Raw genomic sequence first — 25666 nt, 5'->3', positions numbered from 1 at the left:
ACCATGGCCACCCACACCTTCTCCTGCATCGACGGCCACACCTGCGGAAATCCCGTACGCCTGGTTTCGGGCGGGGGGCCGCGTCTCGAAGGCGCGAACATGCTGGAAAAGCGCGCGCATTTCCTGAAGGAGTTCGACTGGATCCGAACGGGCCTCATGTTCGAGCCGCGCGGCCACGACATGATGTCGGGTTCGATCCTCTACCCGCCGACCCGGCCCGACTGCGACGTGGCGGTGCTCTTCATCGAGACCTCCGGCTGTCTGCCGATGTGCGGTCACGGCACCATCGGCACCATCACCATGGGCATCGAGAACGGCCTGATCACCCCGCGCGAGCCGGGAAAGCTGTCGATTGATGCCCCCGCGGGCAAGGTGGACATCACCTACCGCCAGGAGGGCCGCTTCGTCGAGGAGGTGCGCCTTACCAACGTGCCGAGCTTCCTTTATGCCGAAGGCCTGACGGCGGAGGTCGAAGGGCTGGGCGAGATCGTGGTCGACGTCGCCTATGGCGGCAATTTCTACGCCATCGTCGAGCCGCAGAAGAACTTCCGCGACATGGCCGACCATACGGCGGGAGAACTGGTCGGCTGGAGCCCCAAGCTCAGGGCCGCACTGAATGCCAAATATGAGTTCGTCCATCCCGAACACCCGGAGATCCGGGATTTGAGCCACATCCAGTGGACGGGCAAGCCGACGCAGCCGGAGGCCCATGCCCGCAACGCGGTGTTCTATGGCGAGAAGGCCATCGACCGCTCGCCCTGCGGCACCGGCACCTCGGCCCGGATCGCGCAGCTTGCCGCCAAGGGCAAGCTGAATGTCGGCGACGAGTTCGTCCACGAGTCGATCATCGGCTCGCTTTTCAAGGGTCGCGTCGAAGCGGCCGCGAAGGTCGCCGACCGCGATGCGATCATCCCGTCGATCGCCGGCTGGGCGCGGATGACCGGCATCAACACCATCTTCATCGATGACCGCGATCCCTTCGCCCACGGCTTCGTCGTGAAATGAGCGGCCTCGATCCCGCCCGCAGCATCCTTCAGGGGGCGGCCGAGGGCCCGGTCATCGCGACCGGGGAGGCGCTGAGTTTCTGGGGCGGGGTCGATCCCGCGACGGGCTGCGTGATCGACGTGCACCACCCGCTGCATGGCGTCCCGCTCACTGGCTCCATCCTGATGATGCCGTCGAGCCGCGGGTCCTGCACGGGCTCGGGTGTGCTGCTCGACCTCGTGCTGACCGGTCGCGGCCCGGCTGCACTCATATTCTCCGAACCGGAAGATGTGCTGACCCTCGGCGCGCTGATCGCTTCCGAGATGTTCGCCAGCCCGCTGCCGGTGCTGCGTCTCGCGCCCGAAGCCTTTGCGGCGCTCGCTCGCGCGAAGACGGCGCGGATCGGTGACAGGACGATTGAAGCCGAGGGGCTGACGATCCCCGTCGTTCCGCCCGCTACGGCCACGCTCGACCTGACCGATGGCGACCGCGCCATGCTCGACGGGGAGGAAGGCGTCGCGGTTGCGCAGGCCATGCGCATCATTTCGGCCATGGCGGCGCAGCAGGGGGCACAGGGCCTGGTGGATGTGACGCAGGCGCATATCGACGGCTGCATCTATGCCAGTCCCGCGAACCTGACCTTTGCCGAGAAGATGGCGGAGATGGGCGCGAAGGTGCGGATCCCGGCGACGATGAACGCCATTTCCGTGGACCGTGCCAACTGGCAGAGGCAAGGCGTGCCGTCATCCTTCGGCGACCCTGCGGCTAGGCTCGCCGACGCCTATGTCCGCATGGGCTGCCGGCCGACCTTCACCTGTTCGCCCTATCTGCTCGACAGCGCGCCTGGAACGGGCGAAGCCGTCGCCTGGGCGGAGTCCAATGCCGTGATCTTCGCCAACAGCGTCCTCGGTGCGCGGACGGCGAAGCACCCGGATTTCCTCGACCTTTGCATCGCGCTCACCGGACGCGCGCCGTTCTCCGGCGTCTATCTCGACGAACACCGCAAGGCACGGCGGATCATAGACGTCGAACTGCCCGCGGGCGCCGACGACGCTTTCTGGCCGCTGATCGGCTATCTCGCCGGTCGGGCGGCGCCAGATCGCATCCCGCTCATCCGCGGGCTTGCTCCGGCGGAGCCTTCGCGCGACGATTTGAAGGCGCTTTGCGCCGCCTTCGGCACCACCTCGGCCGCGCCGATGCTGCATGTGGAGGGCGTGACGCCGGAGGCCGGCGGTGCTGCGGCTGAGGACGCGGATCATGCGACCATCACCCGCGACGAATTGACGGCTGCGTGGTCCGCCCTGAACGAGGGTCCGGATGAAATCGAACTCGTGGCGATCGGCAGCCCGCACGCGTCCCTTGCCGAGTGCCGGGCGCTGGCCGAGGCGCTCGACGGCCGCAAGCGGCATCCGGACGTGGCGGTGATCGTCACGGCCGGCCATGAGGTCATTGCGGCGGCGCGGCTCGAGGGAATTCTCCCGCGGCTTCAGGAGAGCGGCGTCCAGGTGCTGCCGGACCTCTGTTGGTGCTCGATCTCCGAGCCCGTGTTCCCGACGCGTACCCGGGCGGTCATGACCAACTCCGGCAAATACGCCCATTACGGTCCCGGTCTTTCCGGGCGCGCAGTGCGCTTCGGCAGCCTTGCCGATTGCGTCGCCGCGGCCTTGACGGGGCGCGTCCCGGCCCGGATGCCGGACTGGCTTCCCTGAAGCGCGGCGGACGTTCGTAACCGCGCTGGCTTTTGAAACGAGGAGTTCGCGATGCGCAGCACCAAGACCATTCATGTCATTTCCGCCCATGCCGAGGGCGAAGTGGGCGACGTGATCGTCGGCGGTGTCGCGCCTCCGCCGGGCGACACGATCTGGGAACAGAGCCGCTGGATCGCCCGCGATCAGACCCTGCGCAACTTCGTCCTGAACGAGCCGCGCGGCGGCGTCTTCCGCCATGTCAATCTCCTGGTGCCGCCGAAGCATCCGGACGCGGATGCCGCCTTCGTCATCATGGAGCCGGAAGATACGCCGCCCATGTCCGGCTCCAACTCGATCTGCGTCTCCACCGTGCTGCTCGACAGCGGCATCCTGCCGATGAAGGAGCCGGTGACGGAGATCACGCTCGAGGCGCCCGGCGGTCTCGTTCGCGTGCGCGCGGAGTGCCGTGACGGCAAGGCCGAACGCATCTTCGTCGAGAACCTGCCGAGCTTTGCCGAGCGGCTGGACGCGAAGCTGGAGGTCGAGGGGCTCGGGACCCTCACAGTCGACACCGCCTATGGCGGCGATAGCTTCGTAATCGTGGATGCTGCCGCAATGGGCTTCGCCCTGAAGCCGGACGAGGCGCACGACATCGCCCGGCTTGGCGTCAGGATCACCAACGCGGCAAATGCCCAGTTCGGTTTCCATCATCCGGAAAACCCCGACTGGCGGCATTTCTCCTTCTGCCTCTTTGCCGGCCCCGTGGAACGCACCGCGGAAGGCCTGCGGGCGGGTGCTGCGGTCGCGATCCAGCCGGGCAAGGTCGACCGCTCTCCGACCGGCACGGCGCTCTCGGCACGCATGGCCGTGCTGTATGCCCGAGGCCAGATGGGACTCTCGGACCGGCTGACGGCCGTTTCGCTGATCGGCTCCACCTTCTCCGGCCGCATCCTTGGCACCACCGAAGTCGGCGGCCGGCCGGCCGTGCTGCCGGAAATCTCGGGCCGCGCCTGGATTACCGGCACCCATCAGCACATGCTCGACCCGTCGGACCCGTGGCCCGAGGGCTACCGGCTGACCGACACTTGGGGTGCGCGCTGAGCGGATTGGCGCGTGGGTGGAAATCGGGAGCGTTTTGCGTCATTGGAACGAAGATGAACGCATCGCGACAGGAAGGAGAATCGGATGAAGGCACGCATCAAATGGGTCGAAGGCAGGACTTTCGTCGGAGAATCCGGAAGCGGCCACAAGGTCGTGCTCGGCACGGCCGCCGGCCCGGATAGCCCGACACCGGGGCCGAGCCCCATGGAAATGGTGCTTATCGGCACCGGCGGCTGCTCGGCTTTCGATGTCGTCCACATCCTCGAGAAGGGCCGCGAGGCCGTCGAAGATTGCGTGGTCGAGATGGATGCCGATCGGGCGGATCAGGACCCGCGCGTATTCACCCGCATCCACATGCATTTCATCGTCAAGGGCCGTGGTCTGGCCGCCAAGAAGGTCGAGCGCGCGGTGGCCCTCTCCATCGAGAAATACTGCTCCGCATCCGCGATGCTCGCAAAGACGGCGACCATCACGCATGATTTCGAGGTCGTCGACACGTCGAACACGGTGGCCTGATCGGGCGCCTCCGCCCCTCATCCGCCGGGAGACGGAACAAGCGGGCCGCTCCTCGCATCTCATCGGTCTTGAACCTTGCCGCGAGTCCCTTCGTCCCGCTTGCGGGGAGAGGGGGGCTTCGGGAATTCCGCTGAGCGCCACATGGTTCAACCGCATCCAGCGCAAAGCAGCCTGAAAATTTTCCACTCCCATGTCGGCGCCTTTGGGCGCCGTTCGTCCTATCGTATGCGCGGCACAGCCGCGAACGGGAGAATGCCCTTGATTTGATCGGCAATCCGGGCGTGGACTGAAAAAGAATGCCGCGCCGGATTGCCCTGAGCGGAGACACGAGAAATGATCGATGCGCATTATCGCTGGGTGATCGTTGCTGCCGGCGGCCTGCTCGGCTGCATTGCAATCGGTGCCATGTTTTCATTGCCGGTTTTCCTTGTGCCCATCTCGCGGGATACCGGATGGTCCGTGACCGGCATATCGAGTGCCATGACGGTGGGTTTCATCGCAATGGCCCTGGCAAGTATGGTCTGGGGGAGCGCTTCGGACCGCTGGGGCCCGCGCCCGGTCGTGCTGGTCGGTTCCGCGCTCCTTGCGGCGAGCCTTGCGCTTTCCAGCCTTGCGCCATCGCTGATCGCATTCCAACTCCTCTTCGGGGTGATCGTCGGAGGTGCCTGCGCGGCGATATTCGCGCCGATGATGGCTTGCGTGACAGGCTGGTTCGATACGCATCGCAGCCTTGCCGTATCTCTTGTATCGGCCGGCATGGGAATGGCGCCCATGACCATGTCGCCGTTGGCCGGGTGGCTGGTTACGATCTACGACTGGCGGACATCGCTGCAGATCATAGCCGCCCTTGCCGCCGTCACGATGATTCCGGCTGCGTTGCTCCTGCGCCGCCCGCCTGTCCTCGAAGGTCGCAATGCCGTCTCTGCAAGTGAGGGGCAGCCGGACATGTCCCTTGGACAGGCGCTGAGGTCGCCGCAATTCGTCATTTTGCTGCTGACGAACTTCTTTTGCTGCGCCACTCATTCGGGGCCGATATTTCACACCGTGAGCTACGCCGTGAGCTGCGGAATCCCGATGATGGCCGCTGTTTCCATCTACAGCCTCGAGGGTCTGGCGGGAATGGGCGGCCGTGTCGCCTTCGGCATCCTCGGAGACCGCTACGGCGCCAAGCGCATTCTGGTATCGGGGCTGCTGCTGCAGGCCTTCGGTGCGCTCGCCTATTTCTTCGTGCGCGACCTCGGCGCCTTCTACGCGGTGGCTGCCGTGTTCGGCTTCATCTATGCGGGCGTCATGCCGCTTTACGCCGTGATCGCCCGCGAGAATTTCCCGCTGCGCATGATGGGCACCGTCATCGGCGGCACGGCAATGGCCGGCAGTCTCGGCATGGCGATCGGCCCGGTTGCCGGGGGGGTGATCTACGACGTTTTTGCCAGCTACGGCTGGCTCTATATCGGCGCCTGGGGTCTCGGCATCGGTGCTTTCCTGATCGCACTGACCTTCAAGCCCTTCCCCAGGGAACGGCCGGAACTGGCTGCCGCCTGAGGCAATCGCGAGGAAAATCGTGCCACGGTTTTCCTCGTCGCTCTGTTGGAATGAGCCGATCGGCTTCAGGCTTCACTGCGTACCGGGACGGTCAAGCTGCAGCGAAAGCTGCACGCCGCGCTTGAGGGGCGGGAGCGGTATACCGACCTGAATCCGTCCGAAGGTTTTTCTGCGCCACTCCTGTTCGCGCTCCCGCCGGCGTCTTGCCTGGGCGACGGCGGCCATAGCGCGCTCGATCACTTCCTCTGCATGGGTCATGAGAGACTCTCCAGAATGTTCACGTTATGTTCTCATCGCCATTCCTGAAAGTCAAGCCTCACCGGGGAAGCACGTCGGTCCGAGGCGGCTTTTCGTCGGGCGGATTCTGCGTGTCGTCCTCGGGCCCCTTATCGGGCTGGGGCTCGTTCGGCGGCGGATCGGGGATGCCGAGTGGCGGAACCGGGTTCGGCGGAATTATTCCCGGCCCGGGGCCGGGACCGACAGGATCGGGCGTCATTGAAGGTCTCCACTCATCGAGGTGCCGGCGTGTCGGCGATCGGCGGTGTGTAGACGACCGTTTCGGTTTCACTTTCCAGCATGGCGCCGCCGATCGCCAGATAGGCGAAGATGGCGCATATCGCGAGCAGTATGAGGCCTATCGGAAATGCCGCTGTGGCGCGCCTTTCGGGCATGTTGCGATCTTCATGGGTCAACATGGTGGACTCCCATACGGCTGCCTGCTTCGGTAAATCCGCGATCAGGATCAAAGCAAGCAGCACTCCAAGTGTTACAGGCGCCCTTGCGCGCCGGATAAGGCGCGAGGCGCAGTCATCATGGGAGAACGAAACCGGCGTTCACCGGTTCCAAAAGGCGGGCGACGGAAAATGGGCGCGCGTCAACCTTTCGGCAGGCCCGCAGAACCAATACGGGTAAGCATCTCTGCGAGCGCCGGCCCCTGGAGCAACGGGACCGACAGCGGCAGAAGCGCAGCCGCAACCGTGCGGACGAGGTCGGCGTTGGAGCCGGCGGCCGTTCCTTCCGGAAGCCAGAGATTGTTTTCGAAGCCGACGCGGACATGGCCGCCGAGGAGCGCTGCGGCTGTGACGCAAGCCGCCTCGTGGCGTCCGAAGGCGCAGACGCTCCAATGGGTGTAGGCGGGCATGTCCGGCGCCAGAAAGGGCAGCAGATCACGGGGGAGGGATCTTTGCCCGGGCGTATAACGACCGAGTACGTAAAGCACGGGAATATCGTCGCGGGAAAGCAGACCTCGTCGCCGCATGCCGTCCAATTGCACCGCCTCCTTCGGATCGTAGAGGATGATCTGCGGCGAAACCTTCTCCCGGGCAGCCCACGACAGGAGATCCGCGAAGGCAGCCTCGTGCGTTTCGTCCGGGACCAGTTCTCTGAGCGCCAGAGACACGGCCTCGGGCCGGACCGCCTTGACGACTGCGATCTGCTCGGCCGGCGAGTAGATGCCCAGCCCCTCGCTGGTGATCTGAATCATCATGCGATCGCCCACGGCAGCCCGGATCGCTGCGATCGCGGCGCGGTAGGCATCGGCATCGAGAAGATGGCTTCCGTCCTCCTTGCGCACGTGAACGTGGATCATCGCCGCGCCGGCATCGAGGCAGTCGCGTGCGGTAAGCGCGAGTTCTTCCGGGGTCAGGGGTATGGCGGGATGGTCGGCCTTCGTCCGGCGCCCGCCATTCGGCGCAACCGCGATCGAAATCCCCTGCAAAGCATCGCCAGCGTTCATGTGGGCACCATCGAGCTATGATTTTCAGAAATCATAAAATTGCACACTGAAACATTCGTTGCAATGGTCACGGGATCGTTGTTAAATGAAGCATGGACAAGGGGCCGCTCAGCGACGCGATCATCACTGCATTCGACGGCCTTTCGTCGCAATTGCGGACGGCGGCCCGCTATATCGTCGACCATCCCCGCGACGTCGCTCTTCTCTCCATGCGCGAGCAGGCGCGCCAGGCGGGGGTGCAGCCCGCGACGATGACCCGCCTTGCCAAGCAGCTCGGCTTCGATGGTTACGATGCCATTCGCGAACGCTATGCCGAGGCGCTGCGGGAGGGTGATGCAGGATTTGCCGGAAAGGCCGGCGAGCAGGCCCGAAGTCAGAAGCTCAGGGGCGACCATGCGCTCGCAGCCGATATGTTGCGCACCATCGGGACGCAGATTTCGCGGCTGGCAGAACCGGCGGTGCTCGATCGCATCGTTGCAGCGGCAATGCGGATTGCCGATGCCCGGCGGGTCTATTGCCTCGGGCTGCGCTCGAGCCACGCGGTCGCCTGGCAGTTCCACTATATCCTTTCGCTGGTCGGCGAAAAATCCGTGATGCTGGAGGGCATCGGCGGCACCGGCGCGGATGCCGTCGCCCGTGCCACGAGTGCAGACGTGCTGCTCGTGGCCAGCGTTCTTCCCTATACACGGGCGACGATCGAACTTGCCGAATATGCTCGGGACAACGGCGTACCGGTCGTCGCGGTGACCGACAGCGAAGTGGCGCCGCTTGCGCAGATCGCCGAGACGATCATCGTGGTGCCGACCGAAAGTCCTTCCTTCCTGCACGCCATGTCGCCGGCCTTCGCCGTCGCCGAAGTGCTCGGCGCGCTCATCGCAGGCCGGGGCGGCGAAGCCACGCTCGCGGCTCTGAAGCGCTTCGACGGACAGCTCGCGGCGCTGAACACCCATCTCCAATCCCGCAACTCCAAGAGAACGCCATGACCCATCTTCTCCACCGCGCCATCCATGCGAAACTGCCGGTCGCCGTCCGCGGCGAAGGCATCCGGCTCTTCGATGCCGAGGGCAAGGCCTATATCGACGCCTCCGGGGGAGCCGCCGTCTCCTGCCTCGGTCACGCTCATCCGGATGTGCTCGCCGCCCTCCATGCGCAGCTCGACCGTATGGCCTATGCCCATACCGGCTTCTTCACCACCGAGGCGGCGGAACGGCTTGCCGACCGGCTTGTTGCCGATGCACCTGACGGGCTCGATCACGTCTACCTGGTGAGCGGTGGATCGGAAGCCGTCGAGGCGGCGCTGAAGATGGCTCGGCAGTACTTCGTGGAGAAGGGCGAGCCGCAACGCCGCCACATCATCGCCCGGCGCCAAAGCTATCACGGCAATACGCTTGGCGCATTGGCGGCCGGGGGCAACGAGTGGCGGCGCGCTCAATTCCGGCCGTTGCTCGTCGAAACCCACCACATCGATCCATGCTTCGCCTATCGGCTGCAGCAAGCCGGCGAGAGCGATGCGGACTATGCCGCGCGTGCCGCGGCCCAACTCGAGGCCAAGATCCTCGACCTGGGCTCCGATCAGGTGATCGCCTTCGTCGCCGAGACGGTGGTGGGCGCCACGGCCGGTGCGGTGCCCCCCGTCGCGGACTATTTGAAGCGCGTTCGGGCGATCTGCGACAAATACGGAGTGCTGCTGATCCTCGACGAAGTGATGTGCGGCATGGGCCGGACCGGGACTCTGCATGCCTGCGAACAGGACGGCGTCATCCCGGATCTGATGACCATCGCCAAGGGGCTCGGCGGCGGCTATCAGCCCGTCGGCGCGGTTCTGCTGTCCTCCGCAATCTTCCGGGCATTTGCCGAGGGGGCGGGCTTCTTCCAGCACGGCCATACCTATATGGGCCATCCGATGGCCGCGGCGGCCGGCCTTGCCGTGCAGGACGTCATCCGCCGCGACGGGCTGCTCGAGAACGTCGTATCGATGGGCGACTATCTCGAAAGATGCCTGGTCGAGCGGCTCGGCAATCACCATCACGTCGGCGACATTCGCGGCCGCGGCCTCTTCCGTGCCGTCGAGCTTGTCGCAGACAGGACGACGAAGTCCCCTTTCGATCCCGGCCTGAAGCTCAATGCCCGGATCAAGAAGGAAGCCATGGCACGGGGCCTGATGGTCTATCCGATGGGCGGCACGATCGACGGGCAACGCGGCGATCATGTCCTCCTGGCGCCCCCCTTCATCCTTGGACTGGAAGACGTCGATCAGATCGTGGAGCGCCTGGGCGATGCTGTGGATGCGGCCATTGCCTCGCTCACTGAAGCTGCCGGTTAGGGCAAGCGGACCAGAGCTATAGATCAATGCGCCCTCTGGTCGGCAGGCCAGAGGGGCACTGCTTTCGCAGACCTCGCAACAGGCCACTGTTCGCTGCATTTTTTCAGCCGTGACGCTAAACAGATCCGAGAGGTGCAAATTTTCATGGCGACAAAACATAAAAAGCATTCTATATTTGCACACTGGCGCCGGCGGCAAAACGCTGATGCCCGAATGCAAAACAGGGGAACGCCACCATGAGAAACAGACTTCGCCATTTCTTCGCGGGCTTTTTCGCCGCGGCACTCTCGCTCTCCGGCCCGGCAGCTGCCGAGGACCTGGTCGTCGCCACCGACACGGCCTTCGTGCCTTTCGAGTTCAAGCAGGGCGACAAATATGTCGGTTTCGACATCGATCTCTGGGACGCTATCGCGAGCGAGATCGGGGTTACCTACACGCTGCAGCCGATGGACTTCAACGGCATCATCCCGGCGCTGCAGACGAAGCAGGTCGATGCCGCCCTCGCCGGCATCACCATCAAGGACGAACGCAAGAAGGTGATCGACTTCTCTGATGGCTATTATGACAGCGGCTTCATGCTGATGGTGGCCGCCGACAGCGCCATTGCCGGTTCGTCGGACCTCAAGGGTAAGACGCTGGCCGTAAAGACCGGCACGTCGGCCACCGACTATGCGAAGGAGAACTTCACGGAGACCGAGCTTCGCCAGTTCCCGAACATCGACAACGCCTATCTCGAACTGCAGACCGGCCGCGTCGACGCCGCGATGCACGACACGCCGAACGTCCTCTATTACGTGGCGACTGCCGGCGGCGGCAAGGTCAAGGCGGTGGGCGAACAGATGATGGCGCACCAATACGGCATCGGCTTCCCAAAAGGCAGCGAACTCGTCGCCAAGGTCAATGAGGCGCTCGCCAAGTTGAAGGCCGATGGCCGTTACGCCGAAATCTACAAGAAATGGTTCGGCGTCGAGCCGAAGAGCTGAGTTTCCTGCATCGAGGCGGGCCGGATCGATCCAGCCCGCCCGCAGGAATGGCGAGAGCATTTCCACGAAGCCGCGGCGGCTGCCACTGCAGCCGTCCATAACCTCTATCGGTAGCGTCGCCATCGCCGCAGAGGCAGATCGCGACGCAGCGGAGCAATTCAATGGAATTCGATTGGTCTGTGGTCGTGGAGGCCATGCCCGCTCTCCTGGGTGGTGCACGGCTGACCATTCTGATAGCACTGGCGGGCCTCGTCGGCGGCCTGGTCGTCGGTGTCGTCGCCGGCTTCATGCGTGCCTATGGCAACGCTATCCTGAACGCCGTCGCCTTTACCTATGTCGAGGTGATCAGGGGCACGCCGATCGTCGTGCAGGTGATGTTCATCTACTTCGCCCTGCCGCTGCTCGCGGATTTTCGCGTCAATCCGATGACCGCGGCGGTGACGGCGATCGTTGTCAATGCGGGCGCCTATATTGCCGAGATCGTTCGCGGCTCGCTGCTCTCGGTGAACAAGGGACTGAAGGAAGCGGGGCTGGCGCTCGGCTTACCGGTCTGGAAGGTGCTCGCCTACATTGTCGGCCCGATCGCCTTCCGGCGAATGATCCCGCCGCTTGGCAACCAGTTCATCGTCAGCCTCAAGGACACATCGCTATTCATCGTCATCGGTGTCGGCGAGCTGACCCGCCAGGGCCAGGAAATCATGGCGGCGAATTTCCGCGCAGTCGAGATCTGGTCCGCCGTCGCCGTTCTCTACCTCATCATGACGAGCACGCTGACCCTGATCCTGCGCGTGACGGAAAAGAGGATGCGCATCCTATGAGCATTGTGGAATTCAGGAACGTCACCAAAGCATTCGGCAACGTAACCGTGCTCAAGGAAGTCGACCTCAACATCGAGGCCGGTGAGGTCGTGGTGCTCATCGGCCCTTCGGGCTCAGGCAAGTCGACCCTCCTGCGCTGCATCAATGCACTCGAGGAGATCGATGGGGGCGACCTCGTGGTCGACGGCATCAGCGTGCGCGAAGGGCGCTCCAAGGTGAGACTCATCCGGCAGGAAGCCGGCATGGTGTTTCAGCAATTCAACCTTTTCCCACAGATGACGGCGCTCGCGAACGTCGCTTTCGGGCCGCGGCGCGTGCGTGGCGTCGGCAAGGCCGAGGCGATCGGGCAAGCCCGCGAGCTGCTTGCCAAAGTAGGTTTGGCCGACCGCGGCCATCACTATCCCTCCGAGCTCTCCGGGGGCCAGCAGCAGCGCGTCGCCATCGCCCGAGCGCTGGCCGTCAAGCCGAAACTCATGCTCTTCGACGAGCCGACCTCGGCGCTCGACCCCGAACTGCGCCATGAGGTTCTGCGGGTGATGCAATCGCTTGCGGAGGAGGGCATGACGATGATCGTCGTCACGCATGAGATCGCCTTTGCACGCCAGGTAGGCTCCCGGCTGATCTTCATGGAGGGCGGCAAGATTTCCGTCGACGGCGATCCGACCGAACTTCTCGATAATCCCGAAAATCCGCGTCTTCGTGAGTTTCTCCAGCATGTCCATTGAGGTTTCAAGCAGCCTGCCCCTGGTCGAGATCGACGGGTCGCCCTTCGAGGTCGGCGTTGCGCTTGGCCGCCATGGCCGCGACATCGTCCACCACCATCTGATCAGGACACACGGCTGGGCAAGTGTCATCGCCTTCGCCGGCCATGAACGCATCGTCGCGGCGAGGGCACTGGTCGAAGCACACTTTCCCCGCTATTTCGAGGAACTGCACGGTCTCGCAAAAGGCCTCGAACTGCCCTTTGACGAGGTCTTTGCTTGGAACTGCCGCGGCGATATCCGGGCGATCGCCCCCGACGGATGCACCACAGTCATGCTGCCCGGCCAGAGGCTCACGCTGGCTCATAACGAAGACGGAGATCCGGGCCTTCGTCCGGGCTGCGCCATTGTCCGTATCGCTTCCGCAGGGGGCCGCGCCTTCTTCGGCTTCGTCTATCCCGGTTCGCTTCCGGGGCATACATTCGCGCTCAACGATGCCGGGCTCGCCATGGCCGTCAACAATATCCGCTCGCGCCAGACAGGACCAGGAATGCCGCGCATGGTCCTCTGCCGCGCCGTGCTCGATTGCGGCACGGTCCGCGAGGCACTCGACATGCTGCGCAGTTCGCAGCGCGCCGCCGCCTTCCATATTTCCCTGGCGCAGCCCGGAAATCGGGGCATAGCCAGCGTCGAGTTTACCCATTCGGCCTGTTCGGTCCGGCAGGTCGATGCGCCCGAAGTGCACGCCAACCATCTGATTCACGACGGCACGCGCGAAGAGCGCCAGCGCGTCACCGCCTCCTCCCGCTCCAGACAGGAACGTGGAGAGGAAATTCTGGCCGGCGGCGTGACCGGCGTCGAACCTCTTGCGGTCCTTTGGGACCGGCAGCGGACGGCCCTGCCGATCTATCGCGAACAGCCGGACGATCCGGACGGCGAGAACACGCTGGCGACGGCGGTCTTTCGCGTCGACATGGACAGAATCGCCTGCGAGATCTACGACAGGGCGCATGCCGCACCGCTCTTTCGCTTCGAGGAAAGGCGGTCGCTGCTCGATTGAGGTTCACGATGGCACCGCCCACCGATCCCCCGGCGTCGTCCCGGCCAGGCACGATCGAGGAACTGCGCGACCTGACGCTCAGGATCAGGCGCAAGGAAATCGACCTCGCTCTCGGCAGCAAGGCGCTCGACGTGCTGGCACGGCTGGTCGATACGCCCGAACAGACGGCGGTGCGCAGCATATCCGAGCTCGCCGACGGCCAGGGCGTTAACGCCTCGACCCTTACCAGGCTTGCCAAGCGGCTCGGTTATGCCGGCTTCAGCGATTTCCAGAGCGTCTTCCGCCAGGCGATCGCCGATGACGAGCGCTACTTCTACAGCCGCCAGGCTGGCCGTCTGATGTCGGTCACGCGCGGCGAGCGGGAAGAGGTCCATGTCCTCGAACGCATCGGCCAGGAGACGAAGGCGAATATCGACGGCTTTCTCGGCCAGACGGATGCCGAAACGCTGAAGCGGGCGGCGGCGTTGCTCGCGACCGCGCCGCGTGTGCGCGTGCACGGGGTACGCCAGTTCCATGCTTTCGCGAGCTTTATGGTCTACGGCCTCGGAATGCTGCGCAGCGACGTCGCCCTGCTGGACGCACCGCGTCTCGGCGAGGCGGAGGCGCTGTCGCAGCTTTCTCCCGGAGACCTGGTTCTGGTCGCGAGCTGCGCGCCCTATACCCGCAGCGTGGCGGAAGTGGCCGCGGTGGCAGAAAAAGCCGGACTGGAGGTGATCGCAGTAACGGACAGCCGTTCTTCGCCGCTCGTTCCCCCCGCCCGGCACGCCTTCTTCATCCCGCACGCCAGCAGTTTCTTCAGCAACAGCATGGGAGCCTATATCGTCTTTTGCGAAGGGCTACTCAATCTCGTGGCTCGCGAACTGGGCGAACGCGCCATCGCTGCCCTTGCCGCGCGGGAGAGGCTGATCGGAGAAATGGGCATCGAAACCGGTTGATTCGGAACGAAGGCGCCGGCGCTGAAGGCTTCTACGCCACACGCAGGTGGCAACCGCCCAACGTCTCACTCCTTCAGATGCGGTTCGCCGAGCGTATGCATCAGGCGGTTCGCCCAGCCGAAGATTGCGATCGAATGGATCAGGTCGAGGATCTCCAGTTCGTCGAGCCCGATCTCGCGCAGGTGGTAGAACTGGTAGACGCCGACATTGTCCGGGTGCGCCGTCAGATCCACGCCGAAATTGAAGAGCGCCTGCTCGAAATCCGGCAGGTCGGCGTCGAGGCCGCTTCTGTAGATTTCGTCCACCACCTCCGGCCGCTTTTCCAGCTGGATGTAGCGGTTGGCATGCACCGAGGCGCAGTAGATGCAGCGGTTGACGAAGGAAGCTGCCAGCGCGCCGATTTCGCGCCCGCCGCGCGAGAGCCCGCCTTCGCTATACATGATGTCGTTGAAGAGCGGCGTACGTTCGGCGAGCATCTCGGCGTCGTTGGCCAGAACCAGGACATAGTTCGAAACCTTGGTGTTGGAGGGCGTCACTTTCAGAGCGTCGAGCTGCTCCGGCGTCGCCTCGTCGAGCTTCACGGGTTTGACGTAGGGCTGCCAGTCGAGCGGCTCCAGGGTGAATTCGTGTACGGCTTCCGACATGTCAGTTGTCCCTCAGCATCTTGAGGCCGGCCACGACCAGCACCTGATAGTTCACGAAGGCGATAAGACCCGCGAGGGTTACGATGTCGCGGTCGTCGAGACCGACGGCGTAGAGCGCTTCGATATTCGCGCGCGTCGCTTCCTTCGGCTTGAGCGTCACCAGGTCGACATGCGCAAGCATCGTTGCGAGCCGCTTGTCGCCCTCGGGCCTGAAGGACGGATCGGCGATTGATCGAAGGTCGGGTGTCGATCCCTTCTCCTCGAGCTGCGCCTTGTAATGGGCCTGGAGCTCTGCCGCTTTCCAGAGGCCGGCGATGCGCGCCGCAAGAGCCGCCCTCATGGCGTAGGAGAAATTACCTGGTTCGGCGGGGAGAAGCGCCGCGTCATGACTGGTTTGCGTGAAATGCTTGAGCTTTTCGCGCCGCTCGCGCAGCGCCTGAACGGGCGAGGAGGGATCCAGGCCGAGCACGGCGTCGATCACATCTGTTTTCGGGGAAACGGTCATCGTAATCCTTCAGCTTGGGCAATCGTCATCGAGAAATTCAAGCAGTTTTGTGTGCCGGCTGCGGCGCGTCCGCGTCGGTCCATTCGGAGCCGTCGAGTTCGGGCTTCTCATAGGCGAGCAGGGCTTTCCAGTGGTAGTCGATATCGCGGATGAAGAGCGAGGCGGCGACCCCGCGTGCCAGCCAGAGCGCGCCCTCGCTGATTGCCGGAATGTCGCCGCTCACCTTGCCGATGCTGATCGAGGCACCATAGTTGAAGCAGTGGATGTCCTTGAGCCATGACGCGGTGCCGGGCTCCTTCTCGGTGAAGGCGAAATCGTCATCGAGCCAGGGGAAACGGCCAAGGTCTGAATTCTCTTCTCCGGCCGGCGGCGTGTAGCGGTCCTCCCAGCAGGCGATCCGGTCCTGATAGGGCGCGAGCTCGTCGCGGCTGAGCGGATCGACCGTGAAGCCGGTTCCGAGGATGACGAAATCGGTCCGGAAGACGCGGCCCCTCGTGGTGGTGATCAGCACTTCGCCGCCTTCCTCCCGCATCGAGCCGATGGCGCAATCGAAGTGGAAGAAGGCGTTGGGATGGCGGCTGACGCGCAGCGTCGAGTTGTGCGGCGCCGGCGTCTGCTGCTTGACCGAATAGTCCATGATCCGCCAGCGCCACTCCGGATCGATTTTGGCAAACCCCGCCGTTACCCCGTAGGAGCCGATGCCCATCAGCTTGTTGACGGTCGGCATCTCCTTGCGGCGCGCGAGCAGGCGGACCTCGCCCGCGCCGGCCTCCAGCGCCTCGGCCGCATTGTCGACAGCGGATGCGCCGACACCGATGACGACGACGCGCTTTCCCTTGAGTGCCTCGAAATCGATGTCGTCGGCGGAATGGGCCCAGGACGCGTGACGCTTCATGCCTTTGACGAAAGCCGGAACGACCGGCTCGCCAAGGCCTTCGCGTCCCGTGGCCAGAACCAGCTTGCGCGTGACGATGGAAGGCTTTCCGCCGCCGGCGATCTCCAGCTCCAGGAGACCGTCCTCGCGAGGGCGGACGCGGGTGACATGCGTGTCGTTCTCGACGGGAATGGACAGAACCCCGCGGTACCATTTCAGATAGTCCATCCACATCGGGCGGGGAATGCGGAACAGCGTTTCCCACGCCGCTTCACCGAAGCAGGCGGTGTACCAGGCGCGGAAGGTGAGCGAGGCCATGCCGAGCGCCGGGCCCAGCAGGTTCTTCGGCGAGCGCAGGGTTTCCATGCGGGCAAAGGTGACCCAGGGACCCTCCTGCCCCTCGGGGGCACGGTCGAGGATGCGCAGATTGGCGATGCCCGCCCGGGTCAGGGCAAGCCAGGCGACCATGCCGCACATGCCGCCGCCGATGATGACGACATCGCTCACCGGCTGTCCGTCAGCCGTCGTGACCGGCTTCGACCAATTGGCAGGCGGGTAATTGAGATAGTCCAGGTCCTGTTTGACCCTCGCATTCAGTTCCGCGAGCCGCCCATGCTGTTCATCCGTCATAATAGCCTTTGCTCCTGAAATCCGCTTTCGGGACCGTCGCTGCCGGCGGCCCCCTGAAAAGTCTGCGCCAAACAGGCGCGTCAGTCGGCAAGAACGACCGCGTCGCGCTCGCGCCAGCCGAGCCACACCTCGTCCGTCCCGATGTGCGAAAGCGCTACCGGGTCGAGCTGCAAGGCCAGCTCCGCGCCATTTTCGAGTTGCACGGTTAGGGACGTATGGGCGCCCTTGAAGACGCGCTGAACGATGCGCCCCTTCAGGGCGAACCGGTCCTTCGGCTGTTCCGCCACGCAGTAGAGGGCCTCGGGTCGAAGCGCGACGGTCGCGCCGGTGCCGGCCGCCAGCTTCGTCCCGTTGAGGTCGGCGTGGATGATGCTTCCGTTCCAGTCGATGGCCGCGGTCGTGCCGTCGTCGGAAAGCAGCTTGCCTTCGAGGAAATTGCTCTGGCCGATGAAGTTGGCGACGAAGCGGCTGCGCGGCCGGGAATAGAGCTCGTTCGGGCCGCCCATCTGCTCGATCCTGCCTTTGTTCATCACCACGATCACGTCGGACATGGTCAGCGCCTCCTCCTGATCGTGGGTGACGAAGATGAAGGTCTTGCCGGTGGTCCGCTGGATGGTTTTCAGCTCGATCTGCATCTGCTGGCGCAGCTTCGCATCGAGCGCCGAAAGGGGCTCGTCGAGCAGGAGCACGTTCGGGTCTGGGGCGAGCGCGCGCATCAGCGCGACGCGCTGGCGCTGGCCGCCCGAAAGCTGGTCGGGCATGCGGTCGGCGAAATCCTGGAGCTTGACGAGGGCCAGCAGCTCCATGGTCCGTTTGTGGATCGCGTCCGAAGCCAGTCCTTTCAATTCCAGTCCGAAGGCGATGTTGCGTCCGACGTTGAGGTGCGGAAAGAGCGCATAGTCCTGAAAGACGATGTTGACGTTGCGTCTGTTCGGCGGCAGATGCGAGATCGGCTCGCCTTCGAGATAGATCTCCCCCGACGAGGGTTGCTCGAAACCGCCGAGCATCCTGAGCGTCGTCGACTTGCCGCAACCGGAGGGGCCGAGCAGCGTCACGAATTGTCCCGGCTCTACGGCGAGGTCCAGGCCATCGACCGCAGGCAATCCGCCGTAATATTTGTTGACGTTTTTGAAGTGGACCACAGGCTGCATCGTCAGTTCCTTGAACGGCGGGTGAGGTGCTCGGCGTAAACGCCGACAGCGGCTGTCACGACCAGCACGATCGTCGCCATGGCGTTGATCTCCGGCGACATGCCGCCCTGTACCTTCGCGAAGATGAGCATCGGGAGCGTGGGCTTGTAGCCGCCGAGGAAGAAGGTGCGGACGAAGTCGTCGATACTGGTGAGCACGCAGAAGATCATGCCGCCGAGAAGTGCCGGCATCAGGTACGGGATCGTGACCCTGAGGAAGGCCACGAACCGATCGGCGCCGAGATCGCGGGCTGCGTCGACCAGATTGGCCGGCATGGAACGCAGCCGCGTGAGCACCATGATCACCACGAAGGGCACGGCATGGACTGCATGTGACAGGATGATCGCCGCCGTGCCGGTCGGGATGTCGACGGTGCGGATGAATATCCGCATTGAGATTGCGTTGATCAGGCCCGGAACGACCGCCGGCAGGCAGGCGAGTGCGAAGATGATGGCCTTGCCCCAGATACCTTCGGTCGAGACCAGAAGAGCGATCCAGACGCCGATGACGGTCGCCGCGGCAGTGGTCGCCAGCGCAATCCCGACCGAATAGAGCGAGGCTTCGATGAATTGCTTGTCCTGCAACACCTGGGCATACCAGTTGAGCGTCCAGTCCGTGATCGGAAAGGCGACGAAGCTCGCATCCTTGAAGCTCATGGCCGTCATCAGCGCCAGCGGCAGCAGGAGATAGACCGCAAACAGCCAGTAGGCGGCACCGAGGGCGGTTTTCGGGAGATCGGCGAAGTATGGTCGCATCGTGGCCTCCTTACATCAGCCGGACGGACCGGCCGCCGATCACCCGCATGAACAGGCCGACCGTCGACAGCGAAACCGCGAGCAGCAGCATGGCGAAGGCGGCGCCTTCGGGCCATTTGTCGTTCGAGGAGTGGAAGAGCGTCGCGATCACCTCGGGGAAGATGACCGTATTCGGGCCGCCGAGCAGGAGCGGTGCCGCGAAGACCCCGACGGAGGTGAGATAGACGAGGCTGCAGCCGGAGACGATGCCGTCCTTCGACAAGGGCAGGATCACGCGGCGGAAGCGCTGGAACGGGCCGGCACCGAGGTCGGCCGCCGCATGAATGAGCGGTGTCGGTATCTTCTCGATGGCCGAATAGAGCGGCAGCAACATGTAGAGCGCCAGCAGATAGATGACGCCGAAGCTCAGCGAGAACGACGTGTAGAGCATCGGGATCGGCCGGTCGATGAAGCCGAGTTCGCGTAGCGCTACGTTGACCGCGCCGCGATTGGCGAGAAGCATGATGACCGAAAAGGTGCGGATCAGTTCTCCAGCCCAAAAGGGGATGAGCAGGAGCAGCAACGCGCGCATGCGGTTCTTCGGCTGAACGATTTTCGCGACGTAGTAAGCGACCGGATAAACGATCACCAGGGTCGAGATCGTGACGACGGCCGCGAAGATGAGGCTGCGGATGAAGGGCATGAAATAGAGCTGGTCGGAGAAGAACAGCTCGTAATTGGCCAGCGTATAGGCGGGGCCTCCGTCCGGTGCCTGCGGGTAGTCCGTCATGAAGCTGATCCGCGCCATCTGGAAGATCGGGCCGATGTGCAGCGCCGCGATCCAGAAGAGAGGGACGCCGGCAAGCAGCGCCAGGCGGGCACGGCGGCTGTCCGCAAGGCGTCCGATGGTGTGGCGATAAAGACCCGAACCGACGGCCTTGCCGATCCATCCGGCATAACGGGGCACCCGTAAAGAACCGGCGGATCGGGCTTGCATTGTGGTCGTATCTACCATTGTCGTCGTTCCAGGCTCAGGAAATGCTCTTTCTCGCGGCCGATCCCAAGGGGACCGGCCGCGTCGGATGGGCCTCGGCGATCGATCAGGCGGCCTTGATCTCGGCGACCGCCTTGTCGACCATCTCGTTTTTCATGTCGCGGTTGACGGAGCTGAAGAACTGGATGCGCTCGGTCTGCTCCTGCGGCAGGGTCATTGCAGCACGCTCCTTGTCGTTCAGCACCTTGTCCACGCCGTCGAATGCGGAGGCGAAGCCCGACTGCCGGCTCATCGCCGCGCCGATCTCCGGAGACGAGAGGATGGCGTCGAGGAAGGTATAGGCCGCATCCGTATTCGGGCCGTTCTTCACCACGTTGAAGGAGTAGAGGAAACCATAGGTCCCCTCCTTCGGAACCGATATTTCGATCGGATGTCCGTCCATGATCAGCTTCGCCGCGGGGCCGGACCAGCTATGGGCGACATAGATGTCCTCGTTGACGAACATCTGCTGAACTTCGGAGCCGGCGTCGTAGTATTTGCGAACCATGTCCTTGTTCTGGATCAGGTAGTCGCGCGCCTTGTTGGTTGCGGCCTGCGCCTCCTCCGGCTTGCCTTCATAGGTGACGAAGTCGCCGTCATTGCCCTGATAGCGCATGGTAATCTGGAGGAAGTCGGAAATGATGTAGGACGTCAGGCCCTTGTATTCCTGATCGAACATGATGGCCCAGCTGTCGGAGGCCTTGGTATAATCCGTGTTGCGGGCGAGGCCCTCGAAGCCGGCCAAAAGCGGCACCCCGTAGACCGAACCGTCGACGGTAAGCTGCGGTGCGCCCTTGTAGGCGGAGGCGAGCTTGTCCCAGTTCTTCAGCCGGCCGGTGTCGAGCGGCGTGAGCAGCTTGGACCCGATGAATTGCGACAGACGATGGCCGGTGACCGTGACGATATCCGTCGAAGGCGTCTCGCCTTCGGCCGACAGCACGTTGTACTGCTTGCCCTGGTCGTCTGTCAGGCGAATGCGCACTTCAATGCCCGTATCCTTCTGAAACTGGTCGATAAAGGATTGCGGAACGAACTTGTCATAGGTGGTGATGTTCACGACCTTGGACTGGGCAAATGCCGGGCGAATGATTGCCGGCGCTGCCAGGACGCCCGTGCCGGCGGCCAGAAGCTTCAGCGTGGAGCGGCGGGTTGCGGTGAAGTCTTTCATGTCATTCTCCTCTTTTGGTTCTCAGTTTCGTTGTTATGAATTGGATACTTCCCGGCATTTGGCAGGGCGGTTTCGCGGGCTAGCGTGCGTCGGTCTGGTCTCCTCCCAAGATCATATCGGCGACGCGATTGACGTTGCGCGGGTCGTGAGCGGTAAATCCCGGGATGTGAGCGGAAGCAATCTGTATGATCGCCTGAATCAGTTCGCGCGAGCTGTCGGATAACGGACGCGCGGCGGCCGAAAAGATCGCCCACGGGAAAGGAATGTCGACGTCGAGCGGACGGACCGCGACATTGGCCAGCTTCAAACCGTAGGCTGTCGCAGGCTCGATGATCGCCACGCCGAGCCCCGTCGATGCGATCTGTACCGCATTGACCGAAACGCTGGTCGCGATGATCCTGGCCGGGCGGATATTCGCTGCCTCCAACGCTATGTCCACGCGGTGGCGCAGGCGGAACGGATTGGCCATCGTGATAATGTTGCGTCCGGCAAGATCTGCGATCGAAATCACCTCGCAGGCGGCAAGAGGATCACCTTCCGCCACGGCGGCAACGCAAGGTCCCTGAAACACCCCGTGCACTTCCAGTCCCGGCTGGTCGGCCGGCAGAGACGTGACGCAGAAATCTGCCGTGCGGGCCAATACCGATTGCACCGCCGCCTCCGCCGGCAGGCTGCGCAGATGGATTTTTCGCGGCAGCAGCTTTTCCGGCAACGCCGCAAGCGCCAAGGGGATGATGCCGCTGGCGAAGGCCGGGATCGCCACAATCTCGATCGGCTGCGGCTCCTTTTCCGCGATCGTCCTTGCCCGCTCCCGCAAATGGCCGATGCCGCTCAGGAAGCGCTCGGCTTCCGCGTGGAAGGCGATCCCCTTTTCGCTCGGTGCGATCTTCGGACCGTTGCGATCGAAGAGCGCGAAGCCGACGGAGGTTTCGAGGTCCTGGATGAGGCGCGTGACCTGGGACTGGGAGCGATCGAGCAGCCGGGCGGCGGCGGTGATGCTGCCGGTGGACATCACCGCAAGAAAGGCCTCGAGTTCCCGTATCTCCATCTCGATCATGCGCCCAGTGCATTATAGCTGTCTCATACTGCATAAAACGTATCTTAAGCGCCAGTGACAAAGGACAATTTTTCTTTTCGGTGCTATCCAGTGAAAAATCTCCGGTTTCCCGCTGGATGCTTCGCGAAGAGCGGTGTTGGGCGACCTCGATTGCAAGGCGGCAAAGCACGTCGCCATTTGAGAAAGGAAGACAGAACCACGATGCGTATTGGTATTCTCGGCGCCGGGGCGATCGCCTTCGGCATGGCAGCTTTCCTGGCAAAAGCCGGTCATCACCCCGTTTTGTGGTCTCCTTCGGGGGCGCGCACGCGCAAACTGTCGGAAGGGGAGCCGCTGACGGCGACAGGCGCCGTCGAGTTTTCCGGCCCGGTGGCGGTTGCCCGTGACGCAAGCGAGGCGGTCGCCGAGGTCGATGCGGTCATCGTTGCGCTGCCCGCCAATGGTCATCGTGTGGCGTTCGATGCGGCGCTGCCGCACCTGAAGTCCGGCCAGCCCGTGATCGTCAGCTCGCACAGCTCCTTCGGCGCGCTCTATCTTTCGAAGCGGCTGGCCGAACGGGGCGTTTCCCTGCCCATCATCGTCTGGGGCACGACCCTTCTGACCGGCCGCCAGCAGCCGGACGGCGCGAGCGTTTCCGTCAATACCGTCCGCCAGAAAATCGACGTCGCCACCTTGCCGAAGGCTGCCGCAGCCGAGGGGAAGGCGCTGTGCACGGAACTCTTCGGCGACCGCTTCGTCGAGCGCGACGGGCTTCTGGCCATCTCGCTTTCCAACCTCAACCCGCAGAACCACCTGGGCATCGCGCTTCTCAACCTGACCCGCATGGAGAAGGGCGAGAAATGGGGACAGGGCGAGCATGTGACGCCGGCTGTCGGACAATTGATCGAAGCGCTCGACGCGGAGCGGCTGAAGATCGCCGAAACCTTCGGTCTGTCGGTCAGAACCGTACGCGAACATTTCTCCCTGTCTTTCCATGTGCCGATGGGCACGGTCTCGGACATGAACCAGCAGATGCACACCGAAGGACGGGGCGGTTTCGGCCCGGCGACAGCCGACAGCCGGTACATCTACGAGGACGTGCCCTTCGGGCTCGTCCCCACCAGTCTGCTTGGAAGGATCGCCGGCCGGCCCGCTGTTCTGCACGAAGCGGGAACGAGCCTGTTTTCCGCTGCAATGAACCGCAACCTCGCGGCCGATAACGACCTGTTGCCGGAGCTTGCGCTCGACAGTTTCTCGCCCGCCGCTCTCAGAGAGCTTTGCGACCAGGGTTTCACGGCCTGACGCCGAGCAGGGCGTGCGCCTATCTCAGGATCAGAAAAGCCCCGCTGGCCAGCGCGAAGGTAAGCACGCCCAAGCGCAGGCCGCGGCCGCGAATATGGTCGTGCGTCAGCCGCGACAGAGCGCTTCCGAGGAGAACTGCCGGTGCGAGGTAGAGCGCAGCCAGTAGCTGGTCCGCTCCGAGACGGCCTGCAAAGGCGAGTATGACGAGCGACATGATTTCGCCGACGAAGAAGCACACCGCCACGGTTGCTCTGAGTATCGGCCCCTGGGCGTGCTGGTAAAGGAGAGCGAGCGGCGGGCCGCCAATACCGGTCGCCGTTTCGGTCACACCGGTGAACAATCCGACGCCGAGCGCGCTCGGGCGGCCCGGTTCGAAGGGCGGCGCGAAGAGCGCGGCGGCGGCGGCGATGACCGTGAACCAGCCGACGGCCAGATCCAGCTGCTGCGTCGAGAGCGCGGCGAGCAGCCACACGCCGGCAAAGGTGCCGGCGAACCTGCCGAGCGTGATCCACTTCGCGCCAGACCAATCGACCGCCGACCGTTCCCGCCAGGCGACGTGGAAATTGAGCGGCAGCATCAGAAGAAGCAGCGTCACCGGCAGGAGATCGGGCTTAAGGATGCCGACGACGGGCGCCACGATCAGTGCGAAGCCGATGCCGAGCGCACCCTGGATGAAGGACGAGACGAGCGTAACGGCGCTCAGGACCGCAAAGAGGCCGAGGGTCATGCGAAATGCCCCAGCGCCCGATGCTCGGACGACGGTTTGTGGACGCGTTGGATCGGCGCCCTTGCGATGGCCTCGGCCGTGACCTCGCGCACCTCGGCAAGAAGAGCGCGTGCATCCCATCCGACCGGCCAGCCCTGCCAGAGACGGAGTTGCCCGGCGGTGAAGACTGCGTCGATCTGGTCGCGATTGCCGTAGCGCACGAGCTCCCACATGAGATCGTGGGAGGGGGTGAATTCAGGACGATCCAGGTCGACCAGAAGGAAATCGGCGGCAAGCCCCTCGCGGATCGCACCGGTCACTCCGGCGAGACCTGCGGCGTCCGCAGCCCGAGCGGTTGCCCGCTCGACCCAGAGCCAGCCGCCGCCGCAGGAGGAGTCGCCTGTCGCAAGGCCGAAGCCGGCGCGTTGCAGGCCTTCGGCGGCATCCATCAGACGGAAGCCGTCGGCGCGCGTTCCGTCTGTTCCCAGCCCGAAGCGGATGCCGAGTGCGGCCATCTGCAGCGCGGGCGCGATCGCATTGCCCTTCCAGAGGCTGGCGACCGGATTGTAGGCGACGGCCGTGCCGCTGTCGCGCAACAGGTTCAGCTCGTGAGGTGTCACCAGCGTGGAATGGGCGATCAGCACATGCGGGCCGAGGGCGCCCAGATGGGCGAGGTGCTCAAGCGGACGGCGGCCGTTTGCGACCAGCGAGCGCTCGACGGCGACGAGGTGTTCGTTGACATGGGTCTGGAAAATCGCTCCCGATTCACGTGTCATCCGGGAAACGTCGGCCAGCATGTGGTCGCTGGCCGCCTCCGGAAGGGAAATGGCGAGCGAGGCATGAACGAGAGGGTCGCCCTCGAATGCGGCCAGGTGCCTGGCTGCGTTCTTGAGGATCGTCGTGCGTTCGGGGACGACGGCGGCTCCGCCGAGGTCGTTGCAGATCAGGCCTATGACGCTGCGCAGGCCGGTTTGCCGCGCCGCCCGTATCAGCGCATCGACATGGCCGGCTGAACGCGTGCCCGCATCGACGGCGGCGGTAAAGCCGCCGCGCAGACACTCGAGCGCCGCAAGCTTTGCGGAAAGATAGACCATCCGTTCGTCGAGACTGCCTTCGAGCGGCACCCATATCCGGCGAAAGATCTCGGAAGGCTCGCCGAAGACGAGCGATTTGCCGAGCGACTGGGTCAGATGGGTGTGTGTATCGATGAAGCCGGGCATCACCAGATGATGCGGCAGCTCGATCGGTGTCAGATCCGGGTTCCGGCTGCCGACAAGCCCTGCGGCGCCGATGTCCGTGAAGTGCCCGTCGCGGACCACTACCCCCATTCCGGATCGAGGCCCGTCCGGCAGGAGAACCTTGCCGGGGTGAAGCAGGAATTCACTGCTGCCCTGTAACTTGTCGCGCAATTCCGTCACTTTTGTATTCCTTTCAGCTTCGACGCTGGCTGCTGCCTTT

27 protein-coding genes are annotated in these 25666 nt (G+C 64.0%); 13 read left to right on the top strand and 14 right to left on the bottom strand.

The annotated features are described in order from the left end of the window. The first annotated feature begins 3 nt into the window (after positions 1 to 3). From ACTJKL_RS23220 to ACTJKL_RS23200, 5 genes are all read left to right on the top strand, one after another. Positions 4 to 1005, top strand: coding sequence for a 4-hydroxyproline epimerase (locus ACTJKL_RS23220; protein ID WP_440853907.1), 1002 nt, complete (start codon positions 4 to 6; stop codon positions 1003 to 1005). After that, the gene (gene lhpI / locus ACTJKL_RS23215) at positions 1002 to 2693 is read left to right on the top strand and encodes a cis-3-hydroxy-L-proline dehydratase (RefSeq protein WP_440853906.1); all 1692 of its coding nucleotides are present in this window, start codon (positions 1002 to 1004) and stop codon (positions 2691 to 2693) included. Before ACTJKL_RS23220 ends, lhpI begins: the two co-directional genes overlap by 4 nt. 51 nt (positions 2694 to 2744) lie before the next feature. Continuing rightward, positions 2745 to 3773 (top strand): trans-3-hydroxy-L-proline dehydratase, encoded by a 1029-nt coding sequence (locus tag ACTJKL_RS23210; RefSeq protein ID WP_411933074.1) that lies wholly within the window; start codon positions 2745 to 2747, stop codon positions 3771 to 3773. An 84-nt stretch (positions 3774 to 3857) separates the two neighbouring features. After that, a complete protein-coding gene (locus tag ACTJKL_RS23205; RefSeq protein WP_018097989.1) occupies positions 3858 to 4289 on the top strand; it encodes an OsmC family protein in 432 nt (143 codons plus the stop codon). Positions 4290 to 4622: 333 nt separating this feature from the next. Further along, on the top strand, positions 4623 to 5831 hold the full coding sequence (locus ACTJKL_RS23200) for an MFS transporter (protein WP_440853905.1): 1209 nt from the start codon (positions 4623 to 4625) through the stop codon (positions 5829 to 5831). Between the two features lie 72 nt (positions 5832 to 5903). On the opposite strand, the gene ACTJKL_RS23195 is transcribed toward ACTJKL_RS23200, so the two are convergent. The 4 genes from ACTJKL_RS23195 to ACTJKL_RS23180 all read right to left on the bottom strand — a co-directional run bounded on the left by ACTJKL_RS23195 (position 5904) and on the right by ACTJKL_RS23180 (position 7566). Continuing rightward, positions 5904 to 6089, bottom strand: coding sequence for a hypothetical protein (locus ACTJKL_RS23195; protein WP_015243438.1), 186 nt, complete (start codon positions 6087 to 6089; stop codon positions 5904 to 5906). Between the two features lie 58 nt (positions 6090 to 6147). Continuing rightward, positions 6148 to 6327: a hypothetical protein gene (locus tag ACTJKL_RS23190; RefSeq protein WP_440853904.1), complete on the bottom strand. Its 180-nt coding sequence runs from the start codon at positions 6325 to 6327 to the stop codon at positions 6148 to 6150. Positions 6328 to 6340: 13 nt separating this feature from the next. After that, positions 6341 to 6526: a hypothetical protein gene (locus ACTJKL_RS23185; protein WP_440853903.1), complete on the bottom strand. Its 186-nt coding sequence runs from the start codon at positions 6524 to 6526 to the stop codon at positions 6341 to 6343. 179 nt (positions 6527 to 6705) lie between these two features. Beyond that, positions 6706 to 7566, bottom strand: a complete 861-nt coding sequence (locus ACTJKL_RS23180) for a beta-keto acid cleavage family enzyme (protein WP_440853902.1) — start codon at positions 7564 to 7566, stop codon at positions 6706 to 6708. 92 nt (positions 7567 to 7658) lie between these two features. On the opposite strand from ACTJKL_RS23180, the gene ACTJKL_RS23175 reads away from it, so the two are divergent. The 7 genes from ACTJKL_RS23175 to ACTJKL_RS23145 all read left to right on the top strand — a co-directional run bounded on the left by ACTJKL_RS23175 (position 7659) and on the right by ACTJKL_RS23145 (position 14386). Continuing rightward, positions 7659 to 8549, top strand: a complete 891-nt coding sequence (locus ACTJKL_RS23175; RefSeq protein WP_440853901.1) for a MurR/RpiR family transcriptional regulator — start codon at positions 7659 to 7661, stop codon at positions 8547 to 8549. Beyond that, a complete protein-coding gene (locus ACTJKL_RS23170; RefSeq protein ID WP_440853900.1) occupies positions 8546 to 9889 on the top strand; it encodes an aspartate aminotransferase family protein in 1344 nt (447 codons plus the stop codon). Before ACTJKL_RS23175 ends, ACTJKL_RS23170 begins: the two co-directional genes overlap by 4 nt. 236 nt (positions 9890 to 10125) lie before the next feature. Next, on the top strand, positions 10126 to 10872 hold the full coding sequence (gene glnH, locus ACTJKL_RS23165; RefSeq protein ID WP_440853899.1) for a glutamine ABC transporter substrate-binding protein GlnH: 747 nt from the start codon (positions 10126 to 10128) through the stop codon (positions 10870 to 10872). Positions 10873 to 11033: 161 nt separating this feature from the next. Beyond that, complete coding sequence (gene glnP, locus ACTJKL_RS23160) at positions 11034 to 11690, top strand: glutamine ABC transporter permease GlnP (protein WP_018097981.1); 657 nt, start codon at positions 11034 to 11036, stop codon at positions 11688 to 11690. Then, complete coding sequence (glnQ, locus tag ACTJKL_RS23155; RefSeq protein WP_018097980.1) at positions 11687 to 12415, top strand: glutamine ABC transporter ATP-binding protein GlnQ; 729 nt, start codon at positions 11687 to 11689, stop codon at positions 12413 to 12415. The genes glnP and glnQ overlap by 4 nt, the downstream gene beginning before the upstream one ends. Beyond that, complete coding sequence (locus ACTJKL_RS23150) at positions 12405 to 13451, top strand: C45 family autoproteolytic acyltransferase/hydrolase (RefSeq protein WP_440853898.1); 1047 nt, start codon at positions 12405 to 12407, stop codon at positions 13449 to 13451. The genes glnQ and ACTJKL_RS23150 overlap by 11 nt, the downstream gene beginning before the upstream one ends. An 8-nt stretch (positions 13452 to 13459) precedes the next feature. Next, on the top strand, positions 13460 to 14386 hold the full coding sequence (locus ACTJKL_RS23145; RefSeq protein WP_100672491.1) for a MurR/RpiR family transcriptional regulator: 927 nt from the start codon (positions 13460 to 13462) through the stop codon (positions 14384 to 14386). 65 nt (positions 14387 to 14451) lie between these two features. Here the strand turns inward: ACTJKL_RS23145 and ACTJKL_RS23140 are convergent, their stop codons facing one another. The 8 genes from ACTJKL_RS23140 to ACTJKL_RS23105 all read right to left on the bottom strand — a co-directional run bounded on the left by ACTJKL_RS23140 (position 14452) and on the right by ACTJKL_RS23105 (position 22221). Continuing rightward, a complete protein-coding gene (locus ACTJKL_RS23140) occupies positions 14452 to 15030 on the bottom strand; it encodes a peroxidase-related enzyme (protein WP_440853897.1) in 579 nt (192 codons plus the stop codon). A gap of 1 nt (position 15031) precedes the next feature. Continuing rightward, complete coding sequence (locus tag ACTJKL_RS23135; protein ID WP_018097976.1) at positions 15032 to 15535, bottom strand: CMD domain protein; 504 nt, start codon at positions 15533 to 15535, stop codon at positions 15032 to 15034. 37 nt (positions 15536 to 15572) lie between these two features. Then, positions 15573 to 17039, bottom strand: a complete 1467-nt coding sequence (locus ACTJKL_RS23130) for an NAD(P)-binding domain-containing protein (protein WP_440853896.1) — start codon at positions 17037 to 17039, stop codon at positions 15573 to 15575. A gap of 80 nt (positions 17040 to 17119) precedes the next feature. Further along, on the bottom strand, positions 17120 to 18190 hold the full coding sequence (locus ACTJKL_RS23125) for an ABC transporter ATP-binding protein (RefSeq protein WP_440853895.1): 1071 nt from the start codon (positions 18188 to 18190) through the stop codon (positions 17120 to 17122). 2 nt (positions 18191 to 18192) lie between these two features. Next, positions 18193 to 18984 (bottom strand): ABC transporter permease, encoded by a 792-nt coding sequence (locus ACTJKL_RS23120; RefSeq protein WP_100672486.1) that lies wholly within the window; start codon positions 18982 to 18984, stop codon positions 18193 to 18195. Positions 18985 to 18994: 10 nt separating this feature from the next. Next, a complete protein-coding gene (locus tag ACTJKL_RS23115) occupies positions 18995 to 19978 on the bottom strand; it encodes an ABC transporter permease (RefSeq protein ID WP_440853894.1) in 984 nt (327 codons plus the stop codon). A gap of 85 nt (positions 19979 to 20063) precedes the next feature. Further along, positions 20064 to 21164: an extracellular solute-binding protein gene (locus tag ACTJKL_RS23110; RefSeq protein WP_100672484.1), complete on the bottom strand. Its 1101-nt coding sequence runs from the start codon at positions 21162 to 21164 to the stop codon at positions 20064 to 20066. Positions 21165 to 21243: 79 nt separating this feature from the next. After that, on the bottom strand, positions 21244 to 22221 hold the full coding sequence (locus ACTJKL_RS23105) for a LysR family transcriptional regulator (RefSeq protein WP_440853893.1): 978 nt from the start codon (positions 22219 to 22221) through the stop codon (positions 21244 to 21246). 201 nt (positions 22222 to 22422) lie between these two features. Between ACTJKL_RS23105 and ACTJKL_RS23100 the strand changes: the two genes are divergently transcribed. Further along, the gene (locus ACTJKL_RS23100) at positions 22423 to 23502 is read left to right on the top strand and encodes an NAD/NADP octopine/nopaline dehydrogenase family protein (protein ID WP_440853892.1); all 1080 of its coding nucleotides are present in this window, start codon (positions 22423 to 22425) and stop codon (positions 23500 to 23502) included. A gap of 19 nt (positions 23503 to 23521) precedes the next feature. On the opposite strand, the gene ACTJKL_RS23095 is transcribed toward ACTJKL_RS23100, so the two are convergent. Together ACTJKL_RS23095 and ACTJKL_RS23090 are read right to left on the bottom strand one after the other, a co-directional pair. Next, positions 23522 to 24229, bottom strand: a complete 708-nt coding sequence (locus ACTJKL_RS23095) for a TSUP family transporter (protein WP_440853891.1) — start codon at positions 24227 to 24229, stop codon at positions 23522 to 23524. Beyond that, positions 24226 to 25626 carry an amidohydrolase family protein gene (locus ACTJKL_RS23090; protein ID WP_440853890.1) on the bottom strand — a complete coding sequence of 467 codons (1401 nt, stop codon included), beginning with the start codon at positions 25624 to 25626 and terminating at the stop codon, positions 24226 to 24228. Before ACTJKL_RS23090 ends, ACTJKL_RS23095 begins: the two co-directional genes overlap by 4 nt. Between the last annotated feature and the right edge of the window lie 40 nt (positions 25627 to 25666).

Source organism: Sinorhizobium sp. 22678, from assembly GCF_052044265.1.
In the GTDB taxonomy this organism is placed as follows: Bacteria; Pseudomonadota; Alphaproteobacteria; order Rhizobiales; family Rhizobiaceae; genus Sinorhizobium; species Sinorhizobium meliloti_A.
This window is presented reverse-complemented; position numbering and strand designations above follow the sequence as displayed.